This is a genomic window from Arthrospiribacter ruber, assembly GCF_019343195.1.
Lineage (GTDB): Bacteria > Bacteroidota > Bacteroidia > Cytophagales > Cyclobacteriaceae > Arthrospiribacter > Arthrospiribacter ruber.
In genome coordinates, this window is sequence record NZ_RPHB01000009.1 from 41,181 (window position 1) to 65,902 (window position 24,722).

The following is a 24,722-nucleotide window of genomic DNA, read 5'->3' on the forward strand; positions in this document are numbered from 1 at the left end:
CGTCTCTGAAAGATAAGTTCTCACAACGAACGCAGTGATTACGCGACGATCGGCACGGGGAAATAACAATATACAAATATCCAATATCCATCAATATCAATGTTTAAAGTGTCAACAAATACGCAACCAATGCCTTCTTATCCCCTTCGCTCAAATACATCCCAAATTCATGTCCTTTGATGGGTTTGGGTGACCATCCCTCATGAAGCCTTTCATGATTAAAAAAGTCTTCCAATTGAGATATTGAACCATCATGTAGGTATGGCCCCCGATACCAAAGTCCTTTTAATGAAGGTATTTTGTAATAGCCTGTGGAACGTCGGGTGTTGAATGTGTAATTTGGATCTGTGCCCACGGAGACATCAAAAATGTCATATTTTTCATAGTGGTCCTCTGGAATTTCAAAGCCTTCAGCAGGCGTAAGTTTGTTATTGGTAAATAAAGGAGGAGTATGGCAAGTGACACATCCTTGTTCTGCAAAGATGATTTTTCCTTTTTCGCTCAAAGCTGATGGTTTATTGGGGTTTTCCGGTGGAGTTAAGGAGTAAACATATTTGGCAAGTGCATACAATTGTTCATCCGAGTAGCGATCATGTGTTCCTGCAAACATGATAGGTCTGCCAGAAATCAGCCTTTCCCGGGGTATGCCTAAAGGACTGAAATCCCCATAAAAGTTAAGTATATCCATGGTTTGATTCATGGCAATGTATCGCATCATATCTTCAATGCCCCTATGTTGGCCTAATCCTCCATGATCCAAGTATTTTCGGTCTTTCACTCCAATTAGATCAGGAGCTTGAGGAGCAAATAATATACTTGTCCCTTGCCTACCGAAAGTTCCAATTGGTACAGATTGAAAAGCTTTGACTATTGCATCAAAACCTTGAGAAACTAACTTTCCATGAGGATCTCCATCAGACCAAGGACTTCCAAACAATGCATTCATTAAAAAACCCATAGACCGAACTAGATCATTATCAGGTTCAAAACCTTCCTCAGTAGCAAAAAATACGGATGCCTTATCCCCTGCCCAATTGCCTTGTGCACCTTTAATCAAAGATCCATCGGGCATTACGCGAGTATGACACATGCCGCAGGACAAATTACCTACTCGAACCCTACCCTTTCCAGTAACCACCCACCTGCTAAATGGCATAATTCCCTCAGGAGTAAGAGGCATTTCGACATAGTCGTAAAAATCCGGGTTTCGCACCAAATCGTTAGTAAGAATGGCCCCTAAGGTATCAATGGGGTGATCAAACAGCATCTCGCCAGCTTTGATCCAATCTTCCTCTGTTATAAACTTGGATGGATCCCAAACTACTTCTGGTTCCAGCGATTGAAGCCACTCCCAATAACCCTCTGGTTCATAATCAGGATGATAAACCGGATAAGATCTGTAAATGGTTCTTTCAGCCATCGCATAGTAATATTCCTCTGAAACAGGCTGAGGAGAATATTCTGGTTTGGGATTAGGCAATTCCCAAGTTTTCATCGCCTCGTCAGTCCAAACTCGTGGAATATCAAGTTCCCTTAGAATACTTATTGTTTTTTCACCAAATCCCAATGCTAGTAAGGGAAAAATCAAGCTTACAAAAAGCCAATTGGGTAAATCTGATAATTTCTCGATAATTTTTCTCATGTCTCTTCAGAGTAAATACATATCCTCAAATTACTTCCAATGCTACTTGATTACAATACCCTAATCATGTGACAAACAAGTCAAAACATTATACTATAAGGGCGCTCCACACGATATTGAGCGACAGCTTAGTGAATTTCTCCTCCTTATAAAGTCAATAGGTAAGCAACCAATGCCTTCCTATCCCCTTCATTCAACTCCATTCCAAATTCATGTCCCTTGACAGCCTTGGTTTTGACATCATGTGGCTTGAATGCTGTAGGCACATAATCATCTCTCAGTCTCGCTGGATCAAATAGATCCTCCAGCTTGGCCAAAGAAGCATCATGTAAAAACGGCCCTCTATACCAAAGCCCCAACAAAGAAGGAACTTTGTAATACCCTGTCCCCCTTCGGGTATTCAGGGTATAGCCTGGATCTGTTCCGACAGAAATATCAAAAATATCATACTTATCAAAGTGTTCATCAGGAACCTCAAACCCATCAGCAGGAGTCAGTTTATTGTTTGTAAATAGCGGCGGGGTATGACAGGTTACGCAACCTTGTTCCGCAAAAATGAACTTCCCCCGCTCGCTGACAGCTGATGGTTTATTAGGGTTTTCGGGTGGTATCAAGGCATACACATACTTCGCAATTGCATATAATTGTGCATCTGAATGTCTGTCGTAGGTTCCAGGAAAAAAAATGGGTTGACCATCGTACAAACGTTCTTTGGTCAAACCAAGTGAATTATAGTCCCCGTAAAAATTCAGAAAATCTAGCGCTTGATTCATGGCTATATAGCGCATCATATCTTCTATAGAGCGATGTTGCCCCAATCCACCATGATCCAAATACTTTCTATCCTTCACTCCTATCAGGTTTGGCGCTTGAGGAGGATACAAAATACTCGTACCCTGCCTACCAAAAGCCCCCTCTGGAACGGCCTTATAAGCTTCAATGATACTCTGTCTGCCACTTTCCAATAATTTCCCATGGGGATCACCTTCTACAAAAGCACTTCCGAAAAGAATATTGGTAATACCCTGCACTCCCCTTTCAGAAACTACATCGGATTCTAAAGCAAATGCAAAAGCCTTATCCCCGGGCCAGTTCCCTTGAGCCCCTTTCAATAAACTACCATCTTCCATTACCCTGGTATGGCACATGGCGCAGGAAAGATTGCCCAAATACACCTTGCCTTTCCCAGCCACTATCCATTGCGCAAAAGGCATGATTCCTTCAGGTGTCAAAGGCATACCTGTACTTGAATAAAAATCCGGATTGCGTACATGTTGAGTATTGATCACAGCCCCTAGGGTATCTATGGGGTAATCAAAGAGCAATTCACCGGCTTTGATCCAATCTTCCTCAGTTACCAGCTTACTTTCATCAAATACAATTTCCGCTTCCTGCTCGTGCAACCAATCCCAATACCCCTCAGGTTCGTGGTCTGGATGGTACACAGGATATGTTTTATAGATAACCCTTTCTGGAAGATTGTAATAAAATTCCTCGGTAACAGGCTGCGCTGAATATGCCGGATTGGAATTAGGCAACTCCCAATCTTTCATAGCTTCATCCGTCCAGATCCGTGGAATATCCAAAACAGAAAAATAAGAAACCCCTTGCTTACTCAAGCCAAAAGCCAGAAGCGGCAAGAGCATACAGCCATAGAGCCACATGGGAAGATTAGAAAGCCATTTTTTGATTTTCATTTGGATACTTAATTATGAATTACTTAGACAAGTTACCGCTTTCGGATACCTAGCACAATACCCTAATCAGGGGATATACTTTTTGAAAAACTTTTCCAAAGTTTTAAACTTTGGAAAAGTTGAAGTGCACCTAGAAAGACCTGGCAGGTTTTGAAAACCTGCCAGGTCTATGTTACCAAATCCTCAATTCAACATCCTGTCTTGCCTTAGTTCTGGAAATCACCTTATACTCAAATCGCTGATTGGTACCGGGTATGGTTCCTTCAGACTCTATGACTAACAGATAATCTTCCTCAGACCTAGGCTTATTGTACTCTTCGTAGCGGGAAGCCACTCCTTTCCTTGGATTGAGGACTTCCAATTCAGGAAGAGTTAAGACTCCATCCTCCATAGCATTTGCCAATAAGCCACTATCCACAAACCAAACTGGCATATTAGACCCCTCTCCATAAGCAATGACAGGAAATGTACCCATTGGTGCATTTGGTTCGATCAAACCTCGTCCGGATAGTGTCAATGGGCAAAAAAATCCATTCGGAACATGATACAAATCCAGCAGATTAAAATCGGGATCAATGCAATCTACCTGCCGCATCATGGGAATCACAACCGTGCCATTCGATTCCATTAATAAAACATCTGGGCCGAGGACTGCAATTCTTGCGTAAAAGGGAGGTCCTGGATCATCTTCGGGAAAGGACAGTTCTATAAATGCAGGATTGGCTTTCATTTGTTCATATTCCAGTCGGGCTTTTTCAAGCTCGGAAACTAACGGCTGTTGATCTTCATTGGCGCAAGCCATTACCAAAATGACCCAAGCAATGGCCGCCTTGCTTAAATTGAGGTAAGTTGCTTTTTCCATGACTTTGATTTTAGGGTTTCAAATAATTACCCTACAAACCTAGACTCCAAGCAAAAAAATGGATAGTAAGAAAACGACATGTTTTTTGAGAAGCGAGAAGCAAGACACAAGAATCAAGACACCTGTGTCATGTCTCTCTTCTCTCGCTTCTAAAATCTAATTTCTTTCTGAAACCTCAATGGCTTCCTTTTCAATTCCTCTTCCATCATTGTAGGCGTGATTCCGGCAAATTCCTTAAAGTCTTTGATAAAGTGCATTTGATCGTAATAACCGGAGAGATAGGCTATCTCTGACCAATTAGGGGTTTCGGATCTCTCAAAAAGTCTGTATGCATTGGAGAACCTGATCAGTCGGGAATAAACCTTCGGGGATAGCCCCAACCTTTCTTTACATTTCCTTTCAAACTGCCTCAAACTCAAGCATGCCAAATCCGCCACCTGAGTAATTGGCAAATGGCCTTGATAATTGAGCATGTGAAACAAGGCTTTGTCTATTGGAAGCAGGTCCTTTATTTTAGTCAATTTCCCAAGCAAATAATGTGTTATGCGTTGGTGCATTTCCTCCAAGGTTGCCATTTCCGCACACCTATCCACTAGTTCATTGATATCCGACCCCATCAACTCCAATCCGTCGAAGCCATCATCGAATATCTCTTCCATAGGAATACCCAGTAATCTAAAAAGACCTCCAGGTCGGAAGCCTATTACTGCAACTGTATAATCATGGCTAACCGTCAACTCCATTCGGGTTACTTGCGGCCCTACCACAACAGTCTTTGGCCTAAACCTAAATTCAGTATCATTGACTTTTTTGGCCTGGAACTTCTCTTTGATATACAAAAAAACACAATGCTGAGGCGTTGGGGGATATTGCCCGACAATTGACCCTTCATCTGGCTCAAGTACATGATCCACCAGAAAAATACTTTGGACAAAACTTGCCAAAAGCGGATGGGGGTCGAAAAATCTGAATTGGATCATATTCTTTTCTTAATATTCAATAGGAGTTATAAATAGATCAAGATATTGGTGGATACTGGATATTCATTGATATTATCTATAACATACCGCTAAAAAAATATCAATCTAATATCCATTAGTATCAATTTAATATCTTCATGTTAAACTACCAGACTTATCATGGAGTATTGATAGATATTATTGTCTGGGAAAAGATATTCATGGATATTGGGATATTGGTAGATATTTAACCTAATACACCCCTCCCAATAATATCAATCGAGTTTCAACAAGTATCGATTAATATCCACTAATATCTTTCTATTCACCCCAACCACATTCAATTCTTCAAAACCTTCGAGGTCTGAAAAAGACCTCAAAGGTTTTATACCAACCCTTCATTAATTGCCTTGGATACCGCCTCTGTCTGGCAATGCACTTGGAGCTTTTCGTAAATATGTTTGATATGCGTTCTCACCGTATCGATACTGATTTTACAGTCGGCAGCAATCAATTTGAAGCTGTTGCCTTTACTTAAAGATACCAAAACATCTTTTTCCCGTTCAGTCAGCCCATAATTCGTGGATTGTTGCGGCTTTTGCATAGACTGTATCACCAATTTGGCCACAGCAGGTGACATGGGTGCACCGCCTTCCAATATTTCTTCCACGGCAGAAAACAAACGGTTGGCTATGTACTTTTTGAGCAAATATCCAGAAGCTCCAGCTTTGATGGCATTGAGCACGTTTTCGGAATCATCAAAAACAGTCAGAATCAAAATATTTGTCTCAGGTGATGTTTTTTTCACCAAAGCCGTAGCTTCAATCCCCGTCCTTCCTGGCATCTCAATATCCATCAAAATCAAATCAGGTCGAAAAGTCTTCACCTCCTCCTCTACTTTATTGGCATCCGAAAAAGCCCCCAACAAATCCATCCCATCATTCAAAGTCACCATGCTACTGATGCTTTCGCGAAGGAGGTCGTTGTCTTCGTATAGGAGTACTTTGATCATTACTTTTCCCAGATTGGTTTTTATTTTGCAAACTAGATATTTGTAGATATTGGATATTAATAGATATTACTACTAATCAAGACCTTAATCCTCAGCTGAATATCGATTCAATATCAAAAAGTATCCATTAATATCAATTATAGATACTAAAGATCCGACTTATTTGATAAAATATAAATACCCCAATCATGTGATATGAAAGCATCATGTGATAGGTGCACTCAGTTGGATGGTCGTACCCATATTGGGAAAGCTTTCGATTACCATATTCCCACCCATCATACTGGCCCTTTGCTGCATGTTGAAAAGTCCATTACCTTTTTTGGTCAATTCCTGATCAAAACCCTTTCCGTCATCTTTGATGAATAGATGCAGCCTGCCTCCCTCCATTTTCAATCTAATATCCAAATGCTTACTCTCTGCGTATTTGGCGGCATTGTTGAGCGCTTCCTTAAAGATCAAAAACAGATTTCTTCTTTTTTCCAAATCCAATTTGATCTGCTCGGCACCCTCTCCTACTTCGAATTGATATGTAATTCCTTTTGGTTCCAGGATCTCAGCGGCAAATTCCTGCATCTTGCTGAGCAACTGCTCTAAGCTGTCATTATTGGGATGAATAGACCAGACGATGTCACTGAGTTTATCCATCATAGAAGCTGTTTGGACATTGATTTTCGAAAAAAGACCTATGTCGGGCGATTCCTTCTTTTGCAATGCCATTTGCGATAAGATATGAATACTGGACAAGGTGCTCCCCAAGTCGTCATGCAAATCTCTGGCTATGGAATTCCTGAGCTTCTCCACCTCCAAAAGACGCTTGGCACGACCTACGATCCGGTATTTATTCACCAATATTCCGGCAAGAATTATAAAAAAAGTAAATACCAAGATAATCAGGTTCTGATTGGCTTTCTTTTTGGCCAATTCAGCCCTATCCAATTGCTGTTCAGTTTTTAATAAAGTGATTTCATTTTCTTTCAGATCCAAAGCATATCTGGATTCCAGTTCTTTGAGCTGCGCCTGCAATGCTCCGATACCGATAGAGTCGCGATAGGCAAACTCTTTGGACTGGGCTTCAAGGGCTTCCTGAAATTTCCCTTGAGCCTGATAATACTCTTTTAAGTTTTTGAAAGCAGTGATCGCCTCACTGTATTGTTTTTGCTGGGTTGCAGTTTCTGTAGCTAATTTCAAACTTTGATAAGCCTCTTTACCCTGTGATAGTAAGCTTTGAGCTTTTCCCAAATCAGCTAAAATTTTGGAATCGTAAGTACTGATACCAGCCTCTCTAAATACTTTTTGAGCTTTTTGGAAATGCGTCAAAGCAGGCTCCGGTTCTTCCATCAAGAGGTAATTTCTTCCGATATTATAAAGTTGAATCCCCACCATCTCTTTCAGGCCAAGCGATTCCTGCATCTCCATGGCCAATTCGAAATATTCCTTAGCTTTTTGATGTTGCGCTTGATCCATGTAGACATTGCCCAGATTTCCCAAAACCATGGATTCTCCCCTTTTATCCCCAAGAAGTTTTCTGTATTCCATGGATTTCAAAAAGTATTTTTCAGCATCATCATAGTTTTTGATGTGATAATGGGCGGTACCTAAACTGTTGTACACAAATGCCAATCCGGTCTTGTTTTGGGTTTTCTCAAAAATATCCAAGGCTTTGTAAGTCACTTCAAAATTGGATTTCTGATTATCCATCTGTTTGTAAACATTGGACAAATTGATATAAAGACCAGCAACATTATCCAAGCCAATAACCTGATGGTCTAAAGAGATGGCCTTGTCATAGGCTGAAAGTGCAGCTTCAAATTTCCCTATTCTGTTGAGGTGAATTCCTCTTCCATTGTAAAGCGTATAGGCCAACTTCTGGTCATTTGGGTTGGACCGAAGGAATGATTCGGCCTGACCAAAATAATAGTCTACAGAATCCAAAACTCCCATGGCTGAGTAATTCCCTGCTAACCGCACTGCAGCACTGGTTTTGAATTTATCAAAAGCCTGATTTTCCGGCATCTTCAGAATTGCCCAATAGCTTTCAGTGGACCGTTTTAGATCTGATCTTTCCAGACTGACCCCAAGATTCAGTAGTGCTTTAGCATGAAGGGTGTCCCCTTTTCGTTGCCCAACTATTTGCTGTAAGCTATCGATGACAGAAGTCTGGGCATGGGAAAATGATGAAACAAAAAATGATAGGAGAAGCACTCTAAAAAATTGACCGCCAAAAACCTTCATAGTTGATAATTCTAAACTATTACAATATATCAAAATATTAATTCAAATGTAACAAAACAGCAGAATGAAGCTCAACAAAAGAAACATACGACAAAAAAATATACAATCACAATTTACGTCAAACGATATTTAACTCAATTATACTCTTACAACAAATCTTAAAAACATACCGCCATAAAACCATTGAATCTCAAAATCAAAATTTTAATTAATAGTCATAAAATCCTCCAACCTGTGATGTGTCAAAAATCTCCAACAAAACTAAAAACACATCTTAATCATCAATTTGGGTAAATATTTCGTGTATGCAATTCCCCAACATGTAGACAATTACGGCAAAAAATAGATACTAAAATATTTTAAACATTCATAAAAGTACTTTTACGCTATTTTACAAGACTTTTTAAACACATTGGCACAATTGATGAATAATAATAAGAGAATTCAACGAGGTGGCATAGCTACCCTTTACATAAACAACCATAAATAAATACCTTTTAACTAAACCAATTATTATTATGAAAACCAAACTAATTATTCCAGGAATCTTTGTTTTAGGACTTGCAGCTGCACCAATGGTGACAATCGCTACTCCAAACAATGTAGATGCAATCGAAATTTCTTTCACTCAAGAGAAAGAAAAAGTGAAAATCGAAAAAGACAGATTGCCTGAACCAGTAAAAGAAGCCGTCAAAAGAGACAAAAAAGGTAAAGACTCAGATGTCAAAGAAGCATGGCAAATGATGGGTGAAGATGGCAAAATGTACTACGCTGTCAAATTCGATCATGAAGGAAAAGAAGTTTCTAAAAAATACGATGCCGCTGGCAACGAAAAAAGAGACTAATTTTTTTTAAAACCACTAACACAAAAGCACCGGCTCACACCGGTGCTTTTTTTGTCTTTAAGGTTTTATTTTGAAGTATCCTTTATAAAATCTGCTAAATCCTTTTTAAACTTTTCGAGGGAAGGCATGTGGGTATAAAACATGTGGCCTGCCTCGTAATAAGTCATGATAATATTATCTCTGATTTCCGGCCTCAAGTTCATTTGATCTACAGTATGCTCCACACCATAAAAAACAGTCGCTAGATCATAGTATCCATTCATCATCAGCACTTTCAGATTGGGATCCTTGTTCATGGCGTCAGCCATGTCAATTGCCGTATTAATAGAAATCATACTTCCCCAACCTTCATTTCCTTTATGCGACCAATCCCATCTGAATCCCGGTGAAGCATAGGCTGAGGTCTTGTAGGTGAGGTCTTTGCTTACACCCAAATCTCTATGAAAGTAATCCAAAAATCCAGCTGTGTAAGCAGGGGAAATGGCATCACTTTGAGGATCGGTAATCGAATACTGATTTTGGGGGATTGGGTTGATCCCTTTAAACCTTGAATCTAGCCTTCCAACAGTCATACCTTCCTCTCGAAGCAGTTCATTAAAAAACTCGTTTGCTCGCATTCTGAGGTTATTTCTTTTCCATATATCAGAAGAAATCCCCGTGTACTGTTGCATTTTTGAAGCGATAGCTCCTTTTTCGGAATCCGAAAGCCTTCCTCCCTTAAACAAAGCCGGCATGTATTCCTCTTCCGTAAATGTTCTTACCTCATCCACAAAAGCCTCCAAATCCGGAGTTTTATTCGCTATTTTGTCATGATACCAAGCTGTAGCAGCGTAAGAAGGGAAATGTACCAAATAGGAAGTGCTTTCCTGAACAGGAAACGCCAATGATCGGATATCAAACACAGAAGATACCATTACCACGCCATTGAGCGCATATCCTTTATCCAAAAGATACTTCATCACTCCTGCATTTCGCATGGTTCCGTAGCTTTCTCCCAAGAGGTATTTGGGTGATTGTAGCCTATCGTATTCTTTCAAAAACTGCATGATAAACAAGCTGATCGCCCGAATATCCTGGTCTACACCCCAAAAATCCTTGCCTTCTGCCTTTCCCACAGGCTTGCTCAGTCCAGTTCCTATAGGGTCCATCATGACAACATCTGCCATATCCAAAATGGAAAAATCATTGTTCACCAACTCATAAGGAGCTGCCGGAGTATATCCCGGATCGTTTACCACGATTCTTTTTGGGCCCATTACACCCATATGAAGCCAGTAGGAAGATGATCCTGGGCCTCCATTGTAAGAAAAAATGATGGGTCTTTTGGAAGGACCATCTTCTTTAAAATATGCAGTAAAACCATGTAGGGCAATGGGCTCATTGTTTTCGTCCCTTAGCAGCATGGTACCTGCCCTTGTTTTTAGACTGTGGGTAGTCCCTCCTATTCTCACCGTCTGGGTGGAATTAAAAACTTGGGCTTCTGGAATTTCTTTACTTCCTTCTTTTTCCTGGGCAAAAGCCAAGGAAATTCCAAAGAACAGCAAAAAGGCAAATAAGTTGAATTTTTTCATAAAGTGATAGATAAGTGATTTCAGAATGTCAATCTACACATAAACATCAAAAAGGTAAACTTTTGTCAAACTCATTATAAAAGTGGCTTCCTGGCCCATATAAACGGATTAATCGGATATAAACGGATATATCCGATTAAGCTGATGATAATTTAGAAAAGTCTTTTGAAATTTATCCATGCTTTTTATCAAGCAGTATCACTAAAAATCAACAACAATATGAGCAGTATGAGAAACAGGGTACAGCTGATCGGGAGATTGGGTACCAAACCGGAAATCAAAGAGTTTGAAGGAGGAAAAATCAAAGCTTCCTTCAGGATGGCCACGAATGATTTTTACAGGAATCAGAAAGGTGAAAGTGTGGAAGAAACGACTTGGCACAATGTGGTAGCCTGGGACAAGTCTGCCGAGACGATACAAAAGTACACGGACAAAGGTTCCGAAATAGCCATTGACGGGAAAATTTCAAATAGATCTTGGGAAGACAAAGACGGTACTAAAAAGTACATTTCTGAAGTAGTAGTAGACAGTATCCTTCTACTTGGTGAAAGGGTCGCCAAAATGGCAGAATGATTTAAAAGGCCGTCGGTATTTTTTAAAGAAGAAAACCCGTGAACAACTAAACCGGCGGCCTTTACCCCGTCTCCTCTCATGTACTCTTGAGAATCCATCCCTCCTCTATAGCTTGTTTTCCAGGCCTATATAAAAACTCCACAAAGAATTTTTCCATTCTTCACTTTTGCTTGTTTTTATCAGTATTTTTGAGGATCAATTAGCCTATTGAACATGAAAAAAATAGCAGTTTTAACATCCGGAGGAGATGCTCCGGGAATGAATGCATGCATCAGAGCAGTCGTCCGTACTGCCATTTTTAAAGATTTGGAGATTTACGGCATCACCTACGGCTACGAAGGAATGATAAAAGGAATGATCAAAAGAATGCATTCCTATTCTGTAAGTAATATCATCCAGAGAGGCGGAACCATCCTTAAGTCTGCTAGAAGTGATGAGTTTAGGACCAAAGAGGGCAGAAAAAAAGCATATGAACAATTACAGGCGTTTGGAATAGAGGGATTGATTGTCATTGGTGGAGATGGAAGCTTCACAGGTGCTAAAGTGTTTTTTGAAGAATATGGTATTCCCACTGTAGGCTGCCCCGGCACTATTGACAATGACATTTATGGCACGGATTATACCATTGGTTTTGATACTGCTGTCAATACCGCCTTGGAAGCAATAGATAAAATCAGGGACACCGCGGCTGCACACGACAGGATATTTTTTGTAGAAGTAATGGGAAGGGATTCCGGATACATTGCGCTGGAATGTGGCATAGGAGGAGGAGCGGAATTTGTCATGATTCCTGAAACAGAAACAGACTTGAAAAAAGTAACTAAGTCACTGAAAAATCTAAGAAAGTCAAAATCATCTTCCATTATAGTAGTGGCAGAAGGTGATGAGGAAGGAAGTGCAGAGAATATTATGTCAAAGGTTCAGACAAAAATCAACGACCCAGATAAGGAGTTTAAGGTCACCACCTTAGGACATATTCAGAGAGGTGGCAACCCAACTGCAAGAGACAGGGTATTGGCTTCCAGATGTGGTATGGCGGCTGTAGAAGGCCTAATTACTGGTCAACAAAACTGCATGGCAGGTGTTATCAATGGGGAGGTGGTATATACTTCTTTCGAAGATTGTATCACCAAAACCAAACATTTGAAAGACGACCACCTCAAGTTAATAGAAATTCTAAGCATCTGACATATGGGATTCATACCAATTATTGCTACACTCAGTGCAGCAATTTTCCTTTTCTTCATGACTGTAAATTACAGTCTCAATGCTAAAAAGGAAAAAATGCTGAGGCTCCAAAAACAGATTTTGGAAGCCTTAGCATCTTTGGGGCTTTTAGGCAATCCAGATCAGAACTTAAGCTCTGAGCAATTGATTGCCCTTAAAAGCATATTTCAGGTTGCCAAGTCCAAATTACAAAAGGACAATGCCACTCACTTCTCAACAAAAGTCCAAGAACCATACAGAGAACTCAAAATCACCCTTCTTCAGTACAATAACATCATATCAAAAAAGCCCTACAGCTTTGTAGCAAAGGCAATGGGACACCAAAAGCTTGAATTAAATTGATTTCTGTTTTAATGAAAAGCCTATCAAATTGAGTAGAGTAAATACATTTTTTACTTAAGGGAAAATCACGGATTAATCTGACCTTTGATATAGTCAAGAATTTCATCGAACTGCTCCGGATGAAACCAGTTATAGGTAGGGTCTTTTCTAAACCATGTTAATTGTCTTTTGGCATACCTTCTGGAGTTTCTTTTAAGCAATCTTATTGCTTCTTCTCTGTCATATTTACCCTCCAAAAAACCAAAAATCTCAGTGTATCCTACAGTTTGGAGCGCATTGAGAAACCTTAAAGGAAACAATTTTTCAGCTTCTTCAAATAAACCTTGCTCGACCATATTATCCATTCTCTTTTCAATCCTTCGGTACAACTCCTCCCTATCACGCATCAAAGCAACTTTTACCACATGGAACGGCCGTTCTTTTTTTTGCTTGATTCTGTATGAACTAAAAGGCCTTCCTGTCCCTCTGAACACTTCCAAAGCGCGCATTAGCCTCTGGGGATTTTTGATATCTACAGTTCTATAGTATTCCGGATCCAAGACCTTGATCTGCTCTTGGAGGTACTCCAACCCAAAAGATGAATAATCAGATATTACCCCTTGTCGGATTTCTGAAGGAATCTCTGGCATTTCATCCATTCCTTCACAGACCACATTAATGTACAGCCCTGACCCTCCGGTCAGGATAGCTGTATTTTTTTTCGAAAAAATATCTTCAAGGGCAGATAAGGCATCCTTCTCAAATTCTCCAACATCATAATTTTCATGAATAGACTTAGTGTTCACCAAGTGATGTGTGGCCCTTGAAAGTTCATCAGCATTTGGCTTTGCAGTCCCCAATTCGGTTTCCATAAAAAACTGCCGGCTATCAGCCGATACAATTTCCGTATTCAAAGTATTGGCCAACTTTATGCATAGCTCGGTCTTCCCTACAGCTGTAGGTCCTACAATTACGATTAAAAATTTATTTTTCTTTTCCAATTCTGTTTTTCTTACATAGTTACTTAACTTGTCAAAAGTATACCATAGTCATGAAAAGTAAAAAAGTATTGATAGTCGATGACAATGCATTGAACCGAAGGGTATTCGAAAATATTATCGGTCAGGTATACCAGTTTGATTCAGCTGAAAATGGAAATACAGCCCTTTTGAAAATCAAAGAGCATCCATTTGATCTGATTCTAATGGATATACAAATGCCTCTGGGAGATGGGATCAATACCTTAAAAAAAATACAAACTGATCAGCTTACAAGCTCACCTGTTATCGCAGTCTCAGCGTTTGCCAGCAGCAGTGACAGGGATTATTTTTTATCCGTTGGTTTTGATGACTTTATTGCAAAGCCTGTGAAGCCTAAGATCCTTTTGGAAACTATCCATAGACTTCTCATAAGAAATAACAATGCCGATAACCAGAGCAATACAGACTGGGAAAGTCTCGAATTACTCGATCAAAAAGTACTTCAGCAACTTATGAAGTACAACAATGCTGAAAATATCAAATTGGTATACACTGACTTTTTTGAGGAATCAGAAAGGTTGCTATCCGAAATAGAGAACCTCATTGCCAGTGAAAATTTCCCTGAGGTAGGCAATAAATTACATATTTTAAAGGGAAATTCAGGTACTTTAGGGGCCATACAATTGTATAAATTCACAGAGAAGTTTGAAAAAAGTATAAAAAACAGCAATTTTGATAATACCTTTGAAGATTATTTATATTTACGGAAGCTTTATAATTCCTTTAAGTTACATTTTAACGAAAATCAATTATTCAATCTATGACAAAGTCTAAAAAAGTACTTGTAGCCGAGGACAGTTCGGTCATCATCAACTTGACCAAAAATGTACTTATGTTTGAAAACTACGAAATCAAAGCAGTCAAAAACGGCGTGCAAGTATTGGAGTCATTAGAAAAAGAGGAATTTGACCTTATATTGATGGATATCAATATGCCGGTAATGGACGGAATAGAATGCACCAAAGCAATAAGAGCCCTCAACGACAAAGAAAAGTCCAAAATCCCAATTGTTGCCATAACAGGCAATTACAAAAATTACACCTTGGATGATTTCAAAAAAGCTGGTTTGGATGATTATGTGCAAAAACCACTGGATTATGACCTCCTTTTGGCTACTGTGAAAAAACACCTCTCATAAACTTCCCTCTCAAAAAATGAGTATCAAGTACACGAAAAGTTTTCTGGACAAACTCGAAAATATCTTCGCAGCTTCAGATTATATTTTGCGGTACGAAAAAGGCAATTTCAAATCCGGCTATTGCATTCTCAAAGAAAGTAAAATTGTCATTATCAATAAGTACTATACTCTTGATGGCAAAATCAATACTCTCATTGACATCATCAAGGAAATAGGGTTTAGCCCTAAAGATTTTAATGACAAAAAAATCCAAGACCTGGTAGGGGAATTACAGCAAACCGAATTAAAGCTTTGAAAATTACATTTTTAGGAACAGGAACGTCCCAAGGAGTACCGGTGATCGCCTGCGATTGCCCGGTCTGCAGCTCGATAGATTACAGAGACAAAAGAACCAGATGCTCAGTATTTTTGGAAGTTGGAGGTAAACACCTGGTGATAGATACAGGACCGGACTTTAGGACCCAGATTTTACGGGAAAGATTAAATAAACTGGACGCCATACTTTTTACCCATGAGCACAAAGACCACACTGCCGGCATGGATGATATCAGACCATTCAATTTTATCCAAAAAAAAGACATGCCCATCTATGGCACAAAAAGGGTGCTGGCACAGATAAAAAAGGAATTTGCTTACGTTTTTGAAGAAATCAAATACCCCGGAGTACCATCTGTATTGCCCTTTGAAATCAAAAATGAGGCTTTTACGGTAGAAGGAATAGAAGTCTTACCTATCAAAGTGATGCATTATAGACTACCTGTTTTTGGGTTTAGGATTGGGGATTTTACCTATATCACGGATGCCAAGACCATAGACGAAACCGAACTTAAAAAAATCAAAGGAACCAAAATCCTTGTTCTCAATGCACTCCAGTTAACGCATCACATTTCACACTTCACCTTGGATGAAGCACTGAAAATGGTGGAAAAAATCCAACCTGAAATGGCTTATTTTACTCATATCAGCCACAAGCTGGGAACGCACCAGGAAATAGAATCCAAGCTTCCTCCCAATGTGCGCCTTGCTTTTGACGGATTGAAAATTGAAATCGCCTGATGCATCTCAATTATCACTTTTTAAAATTCCTTTGCCCCGAACTCAAAAAAGCTTTTTTGGGAAAATCCATCTATGAATGTTTCTCCCAAAACAAAGACGAGTTGGTCATTGGATGCAGTGATGGAACAGATCAGCGCTACATCAGGGCAAATCTACTTCCTGTGATTTCTACGCTAGCTTTTCCCGAAGATTTCAAAAGAAGTAAAAAAAATACCATCTCTCTTTTTCCGGAAATAATCGGAAAAACAGTTACAAACATCCAGGTCTATGAAAATGAAAGGGCATTTTGGATGGACCTGGATCAAAACATAAGGTTGGTATTCAAACTTCATGGCACAAGAAGCAATGTCCTGATTTATGAACATGAAAATCCTCTTCCATCCCTTCTTTTTAGGAATGAGCTGAGAGATGACAAATCCCTGGACCAAAAGAGCCTCAATGTCAGCTTGGATTTAGGTTTTGACCGTTTTGCCAATGTGGAAGGCAATGCTTCAAAGTTCATCCCTACTTTGGGAAAAATTCCAAGAAACTGGTTAAAGGAAAAGGGTTACATCGAAGCAGATCTGAAAAGAAAATGGTCGCTCATTCAGGAACTTATCGACTTATTGGACACTCCTTTGTTCAGCATAGTCAAAGAGGATCAAGATTACTTTCTCAGCACACTGCCTGCTGCAAACCCTATCTTCCAAACCTCCGATCCAATAGAGGCTTGCAATGAGCTTTTTCGATATAAAGTAGTCATTCAGGCTTTTGAAAAAGAGAAAAAACACTGGATAAAATACTTCGAGGATCAAAAGAAAAAAGCGCAATCTTATCTTGAAAAAACAGAAAGCAAACTCAAAAGTCTTCAGACAGAAGCTTCACCTGCGCAGGCAGCCGATGTGATCATGGCCAACCTGCATCAAATTAAACCTGGGACCGAAAAAATCGAACTGTTTAATTTCTATACCCAAAAAGAAGAAGTATTCCGTCTTAAAAAGAATCTTAGCCCCCAACGCTTTGCTGAATCTCTGTATAGGAAATCCAAAAACCGTCAGGTAGAAATCCAACACCTGGAAGAAAACCTCCAAGCCAAACAAAATCAATTGGACTTGGCCGAAAATAAAATCAGGGATTTGGAAAGCATAAGTCATTTCCGTCAGTTGAAAAGCTTTGTAAAAGACAATAACCTTACACAACAACAGAAAGAAAAAGAAGAACAAGTTCCCTTCAAAAGATTTGAAGTGGAAGGATTTGAAATTCTTGTAGGAAAATCCGCCAAATCAAATGACGAGATGCTAAGGAGGTATGCCTGGAAGGAAGACCTGTGGCTTCATGCCAAAGATGTATCCGGATCCCATGTCCTGATCAAGTATAAATCAGGGGTGAATTTTCCTAAATCCGTCATAGAAAATGCCGCTGAGCTGGCAGCTTTTTATTCAAAAAACAAAAATGAAAGTCTTGCTGCCGTCATATATACCCCTGTGAAATATGTACGAAAGGTGAAAGGAAGCGCTCCCGGCGCAGTGATGGTGGACAAAGAAAAGGTAGTGATGGCAGTACCAAAAAGCCCAAGAGAAGTACTTTGACTATTGGGGAGAAAGAAGTGGTCTTCGGGGAGGCCCCAAACTGATTTTGTTGAATCCCCTTACCAATACCACTGTTCCTGCAATCCCTATGGCTCCACCTGTATACAGCAGCGCTTCACCAAGTTCAGGCCTTGTACCCAAAAGTTGCCCTCCAATTATAGTTACTGTATAACCCAATGTGGCTACAAGAATCCCTCTTTTTAGTTGCTTTTGGGAATTGTAGAGATTGAGGTTGATATCATATACTTCTTTTTCAAGCAGAAGAACCGTTTTTTCAAGACTATCCAACCTGGCATTCATCTGACTTTGGCCATTTGAATTGATAATGAGTACAAAAAATAGAAATACTAAGCATCCGAAATTTTTCATATTTATTGATTGATCCAGTTTTTGAATTGATTTACCCGCTCTCTCGCTACAACAATTTTTGAGTCTGTTTCAGCACAAACAGACAACAGCAACCTACCATTGACATAAGGTTTCATTTCTACTAATCCATCCAGATGAACAATCGTGGATCTGTTGATTCTATGAAATTTTAATGGGTCAAGCAGTATATCTTCAAGTTCCTGAAGACTATGGTCGACCATAAATTTTTTGGAACTTTCTTTTTCTACAAGATAAGTCACCCCATTTTCGGAAAAAAAATAGGCAATGTCTTCTACCTGAACAAACCTGATTCTATTTCCAATTTTCGACAAAAACCTCTTTTTGTACGTTTTTACCTGATAATTATCCAACAATTGCCCAAAAACTTCAGGATCTAATTCAGGCAGCTTATTTCTCTTCTCTAAATTTTCAAGCTTTTCAAATGCCTGAACCATGCGTAATTCGTCAAGTGGCTTGAGAATGTAATCTATACAGTTGTGATCAAATGATCTTAAAGCGTATTCATCGTATGCAGTTATAAAAATTACGGGAAAATCAGGTTTGAAATTTTTAAATGCCTTAAAACTCAATCCATCAGCAAGATGAATATCGCACAGCATAAGGTCAATTTCAGGCCCTGATTCAAGAAAGGCTTTTAAATCTTTAACACTTTGGGCCTTAAATACTACTTCCCAATTTGGTCTGTGCTGGGCAATGATTTTTTCAATTCTTTTCAGTGCAAGTGGTTCGTCTTCAATTATTGCTGTTTTCATAGGCTTTGATCAATGGAAGCACTACCTCAAAATACTCAGAAGTGTCTTTTACTTCGATGTTACTTCCTAAAAACTTATATCTGTCAGATATGTTTTGAAGTCCTATGCCTGTGGACAACTCCACCACCTCTTTGGACTGGATTTTATTCCTGATCCGAATGTGGTCACAGTCAGCTTTGATGGATACCTCCATTGGTTCAGAAAGTGTGAAATAATTGTGTTTGACCACATTTTCAACCAAAAGCTGCAATACAGCAGGCGGTAAAAATGATCCCTGACATGACTCTTCCAGCTCCAAATTGAAACTCAAAGATTTTTCAAATCTTATACTTAAAAGATCAATATAGTTTTGTAAAAACTCCAACTCTTCCTTGAAACTCACCAATTCTTTGTCTGTATTGTTCAGTATATACCTATATATAATAGAAAGCTTTTGGAGGTAGGCATCGGCTGCACCTACATCTTCATGGATAAGTGCAGATAGTGCACTGAGGTTATTGAAAAAAAAGTGGGGATTCAGTTGGGAATTCAGTGATTTCAACTTCGCTTCAACATTTAAGGAGTGGAGCTTTTCTGCTTCGACAGCCTTTTCCCTGAATTTCTTGCTAAAATAGTAAATGGCATTTACACAATTCAAGAATAAGTTAATTCTAAATGAAAAGCCCATTGTCAGAAGCAGATTAGGCCAGGAGTAGCTAAAAGGCTCTCCAAACAAAATCCCAGTAGTGTATACTGAAATAATACTTATCCCTGTGACTGCCAGCAAACTTGAAATAAACTGAACCAATAATGGATGTGACCTTGGAAATTTGGGTAAAAGAAATTTCTCTATTCCCCTATTGGCATACCATACCGCATAGCAAAGCAAAAAAATAACATAAAATAAGCGACTGGAATCCAAATCAGCTTGATACAACCTGTCCCCTTCGAGAATCTGAATATTCAGAAATGAATAAACCGCAAGTAGCGCAGGAAATGCATAATGAAAGCGGTGGCCAAACATGAGACAAGTATTTAGGTGAATCAACTAACGCAATTCAAAAAGTAATTGGATTGATCTCAATCCGTAAAAAGTAAAAAAGGCAGGGGATTCCCTGCCTTTTTATATGATTTATTATAGGGTAGGCAACAATACACCATCAATCACATGGACTACTCCATTTTCGATGGCTACATCTGCAGCTACTACTGAATAAGTATTACCAGCAGCATCAGTCACTGTCACAGAAGATCCGGATCTTGTTACAGTCAATGTTTCTCCGGCAAGAGTAGGCACTTCGTTATCGCCTTCTGCAAGATCAAAGGAGAATGCAACCGTAGGTACTACGTGGAATTGCAACACTTGAACCACTGCCTCAGCTCCTAACTCGTCAATCAATTCTTCCAAAGATCCTACTTCCAAGGCAGCAAGCAAGTCCACAAATGCGTCGTTCGTAGGTGCGAATACTGTAATATCTTCAGCTTCCAGTAGAGCATCATCCAGACCTGCAGCCAATACAGCCTCTATCAATACTGTCAATTCAGCGGCAGTAGCAGCCTCTACTATATTAGGGAAGCTAAGTTCAGGCAGCAGCACTCCATCAATTACATGTACTACTCCATTTTCAATGGCCACATCAGGTACAATTACATTAACAGTATTTCCTGTCGCATCGGTTACGGTCACACCATCATTAGAGGCTGTAACAGTCAGGTCTTGACCGCTTAATGTTGTAAATGTATTGGAAGCTTCTAGATCAGAAGAGAAAGCTACAGCTGGCACCACATGAAATCCAAGTACAGTTTCAAGATTTTCAACTCCACCAATTCTGGCTACAAGTTGGTTAAGGTCAGCAGCATTGAATGCTTCAAGTGCAGCACCAAAAGCCTCATCGGTAGGAGCAAATACTGTAATTGCATCTGCTGCCAACAATGCATCAGCTAATCCATCCACAGCAGTTACCGCTGCCAATAATACATCAAGTCCAGCTTCAGTAGCAGCATCTACTAAGTTAGGAGCAGGCTCGTCTCCCATTTCAAGATCTGGAAGTAAAACTCTATCTATCACGTGTACTACACCATTTGAGATTTCTACATCAGCTTCCACTACATTGGCAGTCGCTCCAGTAGCATCTACTACCGTAACATTACCACCACTGACATTTACTTCTATAGACTGTCCTGAAAGTGTAGTAAAAGTATTGTTGGCATTCAAATCACTTGAAAAAGCAACTGCCGGAACTACATGAAAACCCAATACAGTTTCAAGGTTGTCAGGACCACCAACGCGATCTACAAGTTCTGTCAAATTAGATGCACCAAATGCCTCCAAAGCATTATCAAAAGCCTGATTGGTAGGAGCAAAGACAGTAATCGCATCAGCATTCAAAAGAGCCGGAGCTAGTCCCGGGATTGCTTGCACCGCAGCTACCAAAGTTGTTAAACCTGCTTCACTTGCAGCTTCTACCAAGTTGGGAGCAGCAGGATCGGTCACTGGTGGCTGATCATCTTCATCATTACAGGCGACTATCGCAAAAAGAAATGCGCCTAAGAACAGAAATCTAAATAATTTTTCCATAGTTGAGAATGTTTAGTTTTTGATGTATAAACATGCGTTTTTCAAAAATGGATACACATATCTTCTGAACTGTAGCCCTTTAGTACTGAACTGTTAAAAAAACAAAGTGAACTGCTGGGTTTAGGATAGTAGATCTGAGATTTAAGATTTGATACATACCAGCTTTCCGGACATTATCAGGCATCTTGAGGATTTACGATTTACGAAGATCGATTTACGAGGCTGTTTGGTAATCATTCCTTCCATTTCATCCCAAGCCGATCTTGCACCTAATTTCCCGCTTCCCGAACTTCTTGATTCATCATTCATCATTCATTATTCGAGATTATTAAGCAACAAACATCGGGGATTGAATTCCTAAAGTAAAATCTGACTTCTCGTCTCTCGCATCCGCTTTATTTCAATCTTATTTCTACTTTATTTCAGTTAAAAAATTCTTTATCTAAGCCGAAATTCTTAAATCGCCCTCTCTACCTATCAAAGAACGACCTTCTCCTACTGACTTTCAGATCTTGAAGAATGGAAGACTTGACCCTGATGTCCACATTATAAGATGTAAATCGGCCAAATGGTATCCAGTTGACTCCCATCTGCCAGCAATGCAGATCCCTGTCAATGCCTAGCATGGTCTGTGTGATCTGCTGAGTCATAAAATCATACCCTCCCGAAAAGTTAATTTTCCATTTTTCTGAAATACTCACATTTCCATTGATATTTAAGGCAGAAGTGATATTTACCTGCCCATCCTGCCTTCTGTTGTAGGCGATGTTGTACCCAAACCCCAGATTCCAGGGAATATCCCAATCGATGTAGCGCGAAGGATCATTGACAACACGGTTGATTTCTTCTTCCACAAATTCGTTCATCTGTCCTCCCTGCTGCAAAAAATCATTGGTCATATCTTCCCTCATTTCGCCCGGTGTCTTTTGACCCGAAGGATTGATGTTGCCATTGATGTTCATTTGAGCTGACCTCAATGTACCTATACCTTGACCTGATGTCCAGGCAAACTGATTGATCCTTCTGGTAACTTCCTGTCCGGTCTGGAGGTTGTTGGTTGTCCTTGTGGCATAAGGATCAAGATTGCCTGACAAGTTGAGGGAAAGTTTGTTTTCAAAAAACGAAGTACGTGTATTGAAGTTGATCGGCGAAAGGTTAAACGAATCCGCCGCAAAATTATAGTTGGTAGAAATATTTAATGACTGGAGCAAAGGTATTTTTCTTGTTTTCCCTTCATCATCGTCATCCTTTGCTTTGAGCTTTGCTTCCACTACATTTCGTATGTTGATGCTTAGGGCCCGTTGTTCACCAAGTGGTGCTCCTCCAAACAGGAAACCCTGATGTCTGGAAAATAACTGTGTCCTTCCTTGTTCATCTACCTGGACCATCTGATACAGTCCAAAAGAAGGATCTGAAAAATCAGGTGTAAAATTGAACCCAAATGAGGGCTGCATGTGGTGTCTTATCGCTTCTATTTTTTTACTCCTTTTGAAGTTGTAAAAACCGTAAACGTTGGTATTCATCGCAAAGGAAGTATTGTAAAAGTTGACCCTGTTGAACCCACTTTCCAAAATCCTATCTACCCTATTTTCTACTGGATTGTAAAAGAAATTGATCCTTTCCATGTACCACAATTCTGTGTAATTCACTGAAGCCGTACCAGTGAAATATTTGAATAAGGTGAAATTGGAAGTGATAGGTATGGTATTTCTTGCTCCATTATCAGCTTCACGAAGCAATTGAGGAAGATTTCGAAAAGTAAAATCCAACACATTCTGTTCAGGAATATCAAGGTTGCCCTGAGCCTGCTGTAATGCTTGGTTTGGAACCCCAAAAGCAGGTGTAATCCTGTTATTGATGGAGTTCTGCATGTTGAAGTTCCAGGCAATGTTCAAGGTCTTCAGAGGCTCAAAGCGCACATTTGCAAAGGGGTTTTGCCTGTTCATATTGACAGCAATATCAGGCAATATCAGATTAACTTCTTCTGTTTGTATGTTCTGGGAATGCCTCAAATTGGCAGACATGGAAAAAGGAGTGCCAGCAAAAGTTTTGCTGTATGAGACATTGGAAGAAAATTCTGAATTGACGTTGTTGGCAAAACTTGCCGGATTGATTACCACATTGTTGTAATTGGTCGTACCTGCATTGACAGAAGCCGAAAAACGGGAGGTCCCTCTGGTTTCCGGTGCATGGTTCCAGTTGACCCAGATGGTATTGTAATCTTGGGCCCTTTCAGGAAGCTCTGTCTCAGGGCTCTGAAAACGTTGGTAATCGATATTGAAGGCTCCATTATAGCGGTATCTCTTTTTATATACAGAGGCCGCCTTGGCTCCATAACCACCCTGGGTGTAAATATCTCCGGTAACCCGAGTGTGTATGTAGTCATTGAAAGCGAAATAGTATCCGAAATTTCTGAGGAAAAATCCCCTCACTTGTTCCTGTCCATAAGAAGGAAAAACTATCCCCGACGCTTTTTCATCCGGAGTATCGGGAATAATGCCAAAAGGCAATCCTGCAGGAGTGGGGATATTGTTGAAGTACAGGTTAAATGGCCCAGTGACTACCTGCTTACCTCTGATGGATTTGATTTTGGCGGCATTGATATGCCAGTGGGGTTCGGCAAGATTACAGGTCGTATAGTAGCCTTTATCCATATAAATACTACCATCCTGATCTTTTTTGATGGTTTGCCCGCGGAGCAGTCCATCCTGCTGCTCTGTCACTACATCTTTGATAATGGCTTTCTGACTTTTGAAATTGTACCGCATTTCCTTACGGATTTCATAAGTAGTCTGACCTTCCTTAAAAATCGGGTTGCCTGTGATGTTACCAGTGGAATCTGTAATCCCTGAAGCGAAAAGTTCACTTTTATCCCAGTCAATAATGATCAGGTCGGCATCAAGGCGGATATTTCCGTATTCAAACCAAGCGTCATTATAGAGATAAACTTTATTTTGTCTGAAATCCGTAATGATACTATCTTCGGCGTAATAATTGATAGTGGTCTGAATGTCACCTTGAGGCTCTTTGGGATCTTTTCCATCAAGTTCAGGGATGGAATCACTCAATGATACGTGGAGGGAATCCATCAAAGTATCCATGTCAGGAAACTGCAGGGCATTGGGATTAAGGACAGTATCAGGTGCGGTAAGCCTTTGCTCCGGATCTCTCTGCTGGGAATACCCAGACTCTGGCAATGCCATGACGAGAATCATGCCAAGCAAATAAAACCAGTAATTCCGCACTAATTGATTCAAATTTAATTAAAAATGTATAA

The 24,722-nt window shown here is 39.8% G+C and carries 22 protein-coding genes; 9 read left to right on the forward strand and 13 right to left on the reverse strand.

Annotated elements, in window-relative coordinates; translation table 11 throughout:
- Positions 1–103: 103 nt before the first annotated feature.
- The 6 genes from EGN73_RS17785 to EGN73_RS17810 all read right to left on the reverse strand — a co-directional run bounded on the left by EGN73_RS17785 (position 104) and on the right by EGN73_RS17810 (position 8,407).
- Positions 104–1,642 (reverse strand): hypothetical protein, encoded by a 1,539-nt coding sequence (locus EGN73_RS17785; RefSeq protein ID WP_219292886.1) that lies wholly within the window; start codon positions 1,640–1,642, stop codon positions 104–106.
- Positions 1,643–1,788: 146 nt separating this feature from the next.
- A complete protein-coding gene (locus EGN73_RS17790; RefSeq protein WP_219292888.1) occupies positions 1,789–3,339 on the reverse strand; it encodes a hypothetical protein in 1,551 nt (516 codons plus the stop codon).
- Positions 3,340–3,511: 172 nt separating this feature from the next.
- A complete protein-coding gene (locus EGN73_RS17795; RefSeq protein WP_219292890.1) occupies positions 3,512–4,201 on the reverse strand; it encodes a hypothetical protein in 690 nt (229 codons plus the stop codon).
- A 149-nt stretch (positions 4,202–4,350) separates the two neighbouring features.
- Positions 4,351–5,181 (reverse strand): helix-turn-helix domain-containing protein, encoded by an 831-nt coding sequence (locus EGN73_RS17800; protein ID WP_219292892.1) that lies wholly within the window; start codon positions 5,179–5,181, stop codon positions 4,351–4,353.
- Between the two features lie 364 nt (positions 5,182–5,545).
- Positions 5,546–6,172, reverse strand: a complete 627-nt coding sequence (locus EGN73_RS17805) for a response regulator (RefSeq protein WP_219292894.1) — start codon at positions 6,170–6,172, stop codon at positions 5,546–5,548.
- A 204-nt stretch (positions 6,173–6,376) separates the two neighbouring features.
- Positions 6,377–8,407: a tetratricopeptide repeat-containing sensor histidine kinase gene (locus EGN73_RS17810; RefSeq protein ID WP_219292896.1), complete on the reverse strand. Its 2,031-nt coding sequence runs from the start codon at positions 8,405–8,407 to the stop codon at positions 6,377–6,379.
- Positions 8,408–8,925: 518 nt separating this feature from the next.
- Between EGN73_RS17810 and EGN73_RS17815 the strand changes: the two genes are divergently transcribed.
- Positions 8,926–9,252, forward strand: coding sequence for a hypothetical protein (locus EGN73_RS17815; RefSeq protein ID WP_219292898.1), 327 nt, complete (start codon positions 8,926–8,928; stop codon positions 9,250–9,252).
- Between the two features lie 65 nt (positions 9,253–9,317).
- On the opposite strand, the gene EGN73_RS17820 is transcribed toward EGN73_RS17815, so the two are convergent.
- Positions 9,318–10,823, reverse strand: coding sequence for a S10 family peptidase (locus tag EGN73_RS17820; RefSeq protein ID WP_219292900.1), 1,506 nt, complete (start codon positions 10,821–10,823; stop codon positions 9,318–9,320).
- 219 nt (positions 10,824–11,042) lie between these two features.
- Between EGN73_RS17820 and EGN73_RS17825 the strand changes: the two genes are divergently transcribed.
- The 3 genes from EGN73_RS17825 to EGN73_RS17835 all read left to right on the forward strand — a co-directional run bounded on the left by EGN73_RS17825 (position 11,043) and on the right by EGN73_RS17835 (position 12,965).
- Positions 11,043–11,396, forward strand: coding sequence for a single-stranded DNA-binding protein (locus EGN73_RS17825; protein WP_219292902.1), 354 nt, complete (start codon positions 11,043–11,045; stop codon positions 11,394–11,396).
- 213 nt (positions 11,397–11,609) lie between these two features.
- Positions 11,610–12,584: a 6-phosphofructokinase gene (pfkA, locus tag EGN73_RS17830; RefSeq protein WP_219292904.1), complete on the forward strand. Its 975-nt coding sequence runs from the start codon at positions 11,610–11,612 to the stop codon at positions 12,582–12,584.
- Between the two features lie 3 nt (positions 12,585–12,587).
- Entirely contained in the window at positions 12,588–12,965 is a 378-nt protein-coding gene (locus EGN73_RS17835; RefSeq protein WP_219292906.1) for a hypothetical protein, read from the forward strand.
- A gap of 65 nt (positions 12,966–13,030) precedes the next feature.
- Here the strand turns inward: EGN73_RS17835 and miaA are convergent, their stop codons facing one another.
- On the reverse strand, positions 13,031–13,945 hold the full coding sequence (gene miaA / locus EGN73_RS17840) for a tRNA (adenosine(37)-N6)-dimethylallyltransferase MiaA (RefSeq protein ID WP_219292908.1): 915 nt from the start codon (positions 13,943–13,945) through the stop codon (positions 13,031–13,033).
- Positions 13,946–13,995: 50 nt separating this feature from the next.
- Here miaA and EGN73_RS17845 point away from each other — a divergent pair, with 50 nt between their 5' ends.
- The 5 genes from EGN73_RS17845 to EGN73_RS17865 are packed head-to-tail and all read left to right on the forward strand — an operon-like array spanning position 13,996 to position 17,746.
- Positions 13,996–14,748 carry a response regulator gene (locus EGN73_RS17845; protein ID WP_219292911.1) on the forward strand — a complete coding sequence of 251 codons (753 nt, stop codon included), beginning with the start codon at positions 13,996–13,998 and terminating at the stop codon, positions 14,746–14,748.
- Entirely contained in the window at positions 14,745–15,122 is a 378-nt protein-coding gene (locus tag EGN73_RS17850) for a response regulator (protein WP_219292913.1), read from the forward strand. The genes EGN73_RS17845 and EGN73_RS17850 overlap by 4 nt, the downstream gene beginning before the upstream one ends.
- A 16-nt stretch (positions 15,123–15,138) precedes the next feature.
- Complete coding sequence (locus tag EGN73_RS17855) at positions 15,139–15,417, forward strand: hypothetical protein (RefSeq protein WP_219292915.1); 279 nt, start codon at positions 15,139–15,141, stop codon at positions 15,415–15,417.
- The gene (locus tag EGN73_RS17860) at positions 15,414–16,178 is read left to right on the forward strand and encodes an MBL fold metallo-hydrolase (protein WP_219292917.1); all 765 of its coding nucleotides are present in this window, start codon (positions 15,414–15,416) and stop codon (positions 16,176–16,178) included. The genes EGN73_RS17855 and EGN73_RS17860 overlap by 4 nt, the downstream gene beginning before the upstream one ends.
- Positions 16,179–16,234: 56 nt before the next feature.
- Positions 16,235–17,746 (forward strand): NFACT RNA binding domain-containing protein, encoded by a 1,512-nt coding sequence (locus EGN73_RS17865; RefSeq protein WP_343207134.1) that lies wholly within the window; start codon positions 16,235–16,237, stop codon positions 17,744–17,746.
- On the opposite strand, the gene EGN73_RS17870 is transcribed toward EGN73_RS17865, so the two are convergent.
- From EGN73_RS17870 to EGN73_RS17890, 5 genes are all read right to left on the reverse strand, one after another.
- Entirely contained in the window at positions 17,747–18,115 is a 369-nt protein-coding gene (locus tag EGN73_RS17870) for a hypothetical protein (protein ID WP_219292921.1), read from the reverse strand. It abuts the gene before it with no gap.
- A gap of 2 nt (positions 18,116–18,117) precedes the next feature.
- A complete protein-coding gene (locus EGN73_RS17875) occupies positions 18,118–18,888 on the reverse strand; it encodes a LytR/AlgR family response regulator transcription factor (protein WP_219292923.1) in 771 nt (256 codons plus the stop codon).
- Positions 18,869–19,891, reverse strand: a complete 1,023-nt coding sequence (locus EGN73_RS17880; RefSeq protein WP_219292925.1) for a sensor histidine kinase — start codon at positions 19,889–19,891, stop codon at positions 18,869–18,871. Before EGN73_RS17880 ends, EGN73_RS17875 begins: the two co-directional genes overlap by 20 nt.
- A 111-nt stretch (positions 19,892–20,002) precedes the next feature.
- Entirely contained in the window at positions 20,003–21,445 is a 1,443-nt protein-coding gene (locus tag EGN73_RS17885) for a fasciclin domain-containing protein (RefSeq protein WP_219292927.1), read from the reverse strand.
- Between the two features lie 470 nt (positions 21,446–21,915).
- Positions 21,916–24,648: a putative LPS assembly protein LptD gene (locus tag EGN73_RS17890; RefSeq protein WP_425515036.1), complete on the reverse strand. Its 2,733-nt coding sequence runs from the start codon at positions 24,646–24,648 to the stop codon at positions 21,916–21,918.
- Between the last annotated feature and the right edge of the window lie 74 nt (positions 24,649–24,722).

Bases quoted from the DNA above. Each gene is read 5' to 3' on its own strand.
- EGN73_RS17855 (WP_219292915.1), top strand. From the start codon at position 15,139: ATGAGTATCAAGTACACGAAAAGTTTTCTGGACAAACTCGAAAATATC.
- EGN73_RS17885 (WP_219292927.1), bottom strand. From the start codon at position 21,445: ATGGAAAAATTATTTAGATTTCTGTTCTTAGGCGCATTTCTTTTTGCG.
- EGN73_RS17825 (WP_219292902.1), top strand. From the start codon at position 11,043: ATGAGCAGTATGAGAAACAGGGTACAGCTGATCGGGAGATTGGGTACC.
- EGN73_RS17805 (WP_219292894.1), bottom strand. From the start codon at position 6,172: ATGATCAAAGTACTCCTATACGAAGACAACGACCTCCTTCGCGAAAGC.
- EGN73_RS17870 (WP_219292921.1), bottom strand. From the start codon at position 18,115: ATGAAAAATTTCGGATGCTTAGTATTTCTATTTTTTGTACTCATTATC.
- EGN73_RS17790 (WP_219292888.1), bottom strand. From the start codon at position 3,339: ATGAAAATCAAAAAATGGCTTTCTAATCTTCCCATGTGGCTCTATGGC.
- EGN73_RS17800 (WP_219292892.1), bottom strand. From the start codon at position 5,181: ATGATCCAATTCAGATTTTTCGACCCCCATCCGCTTTTGGCAAGTTTT.
- pfkA (WP_219292904.1), top strand. From the start codon at position 11,610: ATGAAAAAAATAGCAGTTTTAACATCCGGAGGAGATGCTCCGGGAATG.
- EGN73_RS17820 (WP_219292900.1), bottom strand. From the start codon at position 10,823: ATGAAAAAATTCAACTTATTTGCCTTTTTGCTGTTCTTTGGAATTTCC.
- EGN73_RS17880 (WP_219292925.1), bottom strand. From the start codon at position 19,891: ATGTTTGGCCACCGCTTTCATTATGCATTTCCTGCGCTACTTGCGGTT.
- EGN73_RS17875 (WP_219292923.1), bottom strand. From the start codon at position 18,888: ATGAAAACAGCAATAATTGAAGACGAACCACTTGCACTGAAAAGAATT.
- EGN73_RS17890 (WP_425515036.1), bottom strand. From the start codon at position 24,648: ATGGCATTGCCAGAGTCTGGGTATTCCCAGCAGAGAGATCCGGAGCAA.
- EGN73_RS17845 (WP_219292911.1), top strand. From the start codon at position 13,996: ATGAAAAGTAAAAAAGTATTGATAGTCGATGACAATGCATTGAACCGA.
- EGN73_RS17795 (WP_219292890.1), bottom strand. From the start codon at position 4,201: ATGGAAAAAGCAACTTACCTCAATTTAAGCAAGGCGGCCATTGCTTGG.
- EGN73_RS17785 (WP_219292886.1), bottom strand. From the start codon at position 1,642: ATGAGAAAAATTATCGAGAAATTATCAGATTTACCCAATTGGCTTTTT.
- EGN73_RS17850 (WP_219292913.1), top strand. From the start codon at position 14,745: ATGACAAAGTCTAAAAAAGTACTTGTAGCCGAGGACAGTTCGGTCATC.
- EGN73_RS17810 (WP_219292896.1), bottom strand. From the start codon at position 8,407: ATGAAGGTTTTTGGCGGTCAATTTTTTAGAGTGCTTCTCCTATCATTT.
- EGN73_RS17835 (WP_219292906.1), top strand. From the start codon at position 12,588: ATGGGATTCATACCAATTATTGCTACACTCAGTGCAGCAATTTTCCTT.
- EGN73_RS17815 (WP_219292898.1), top strand. From the start codon at position 8,926: ATGAAAACCAAACTAATTATTCCAGGAATCTTTGTTTTAGGACTTGCA.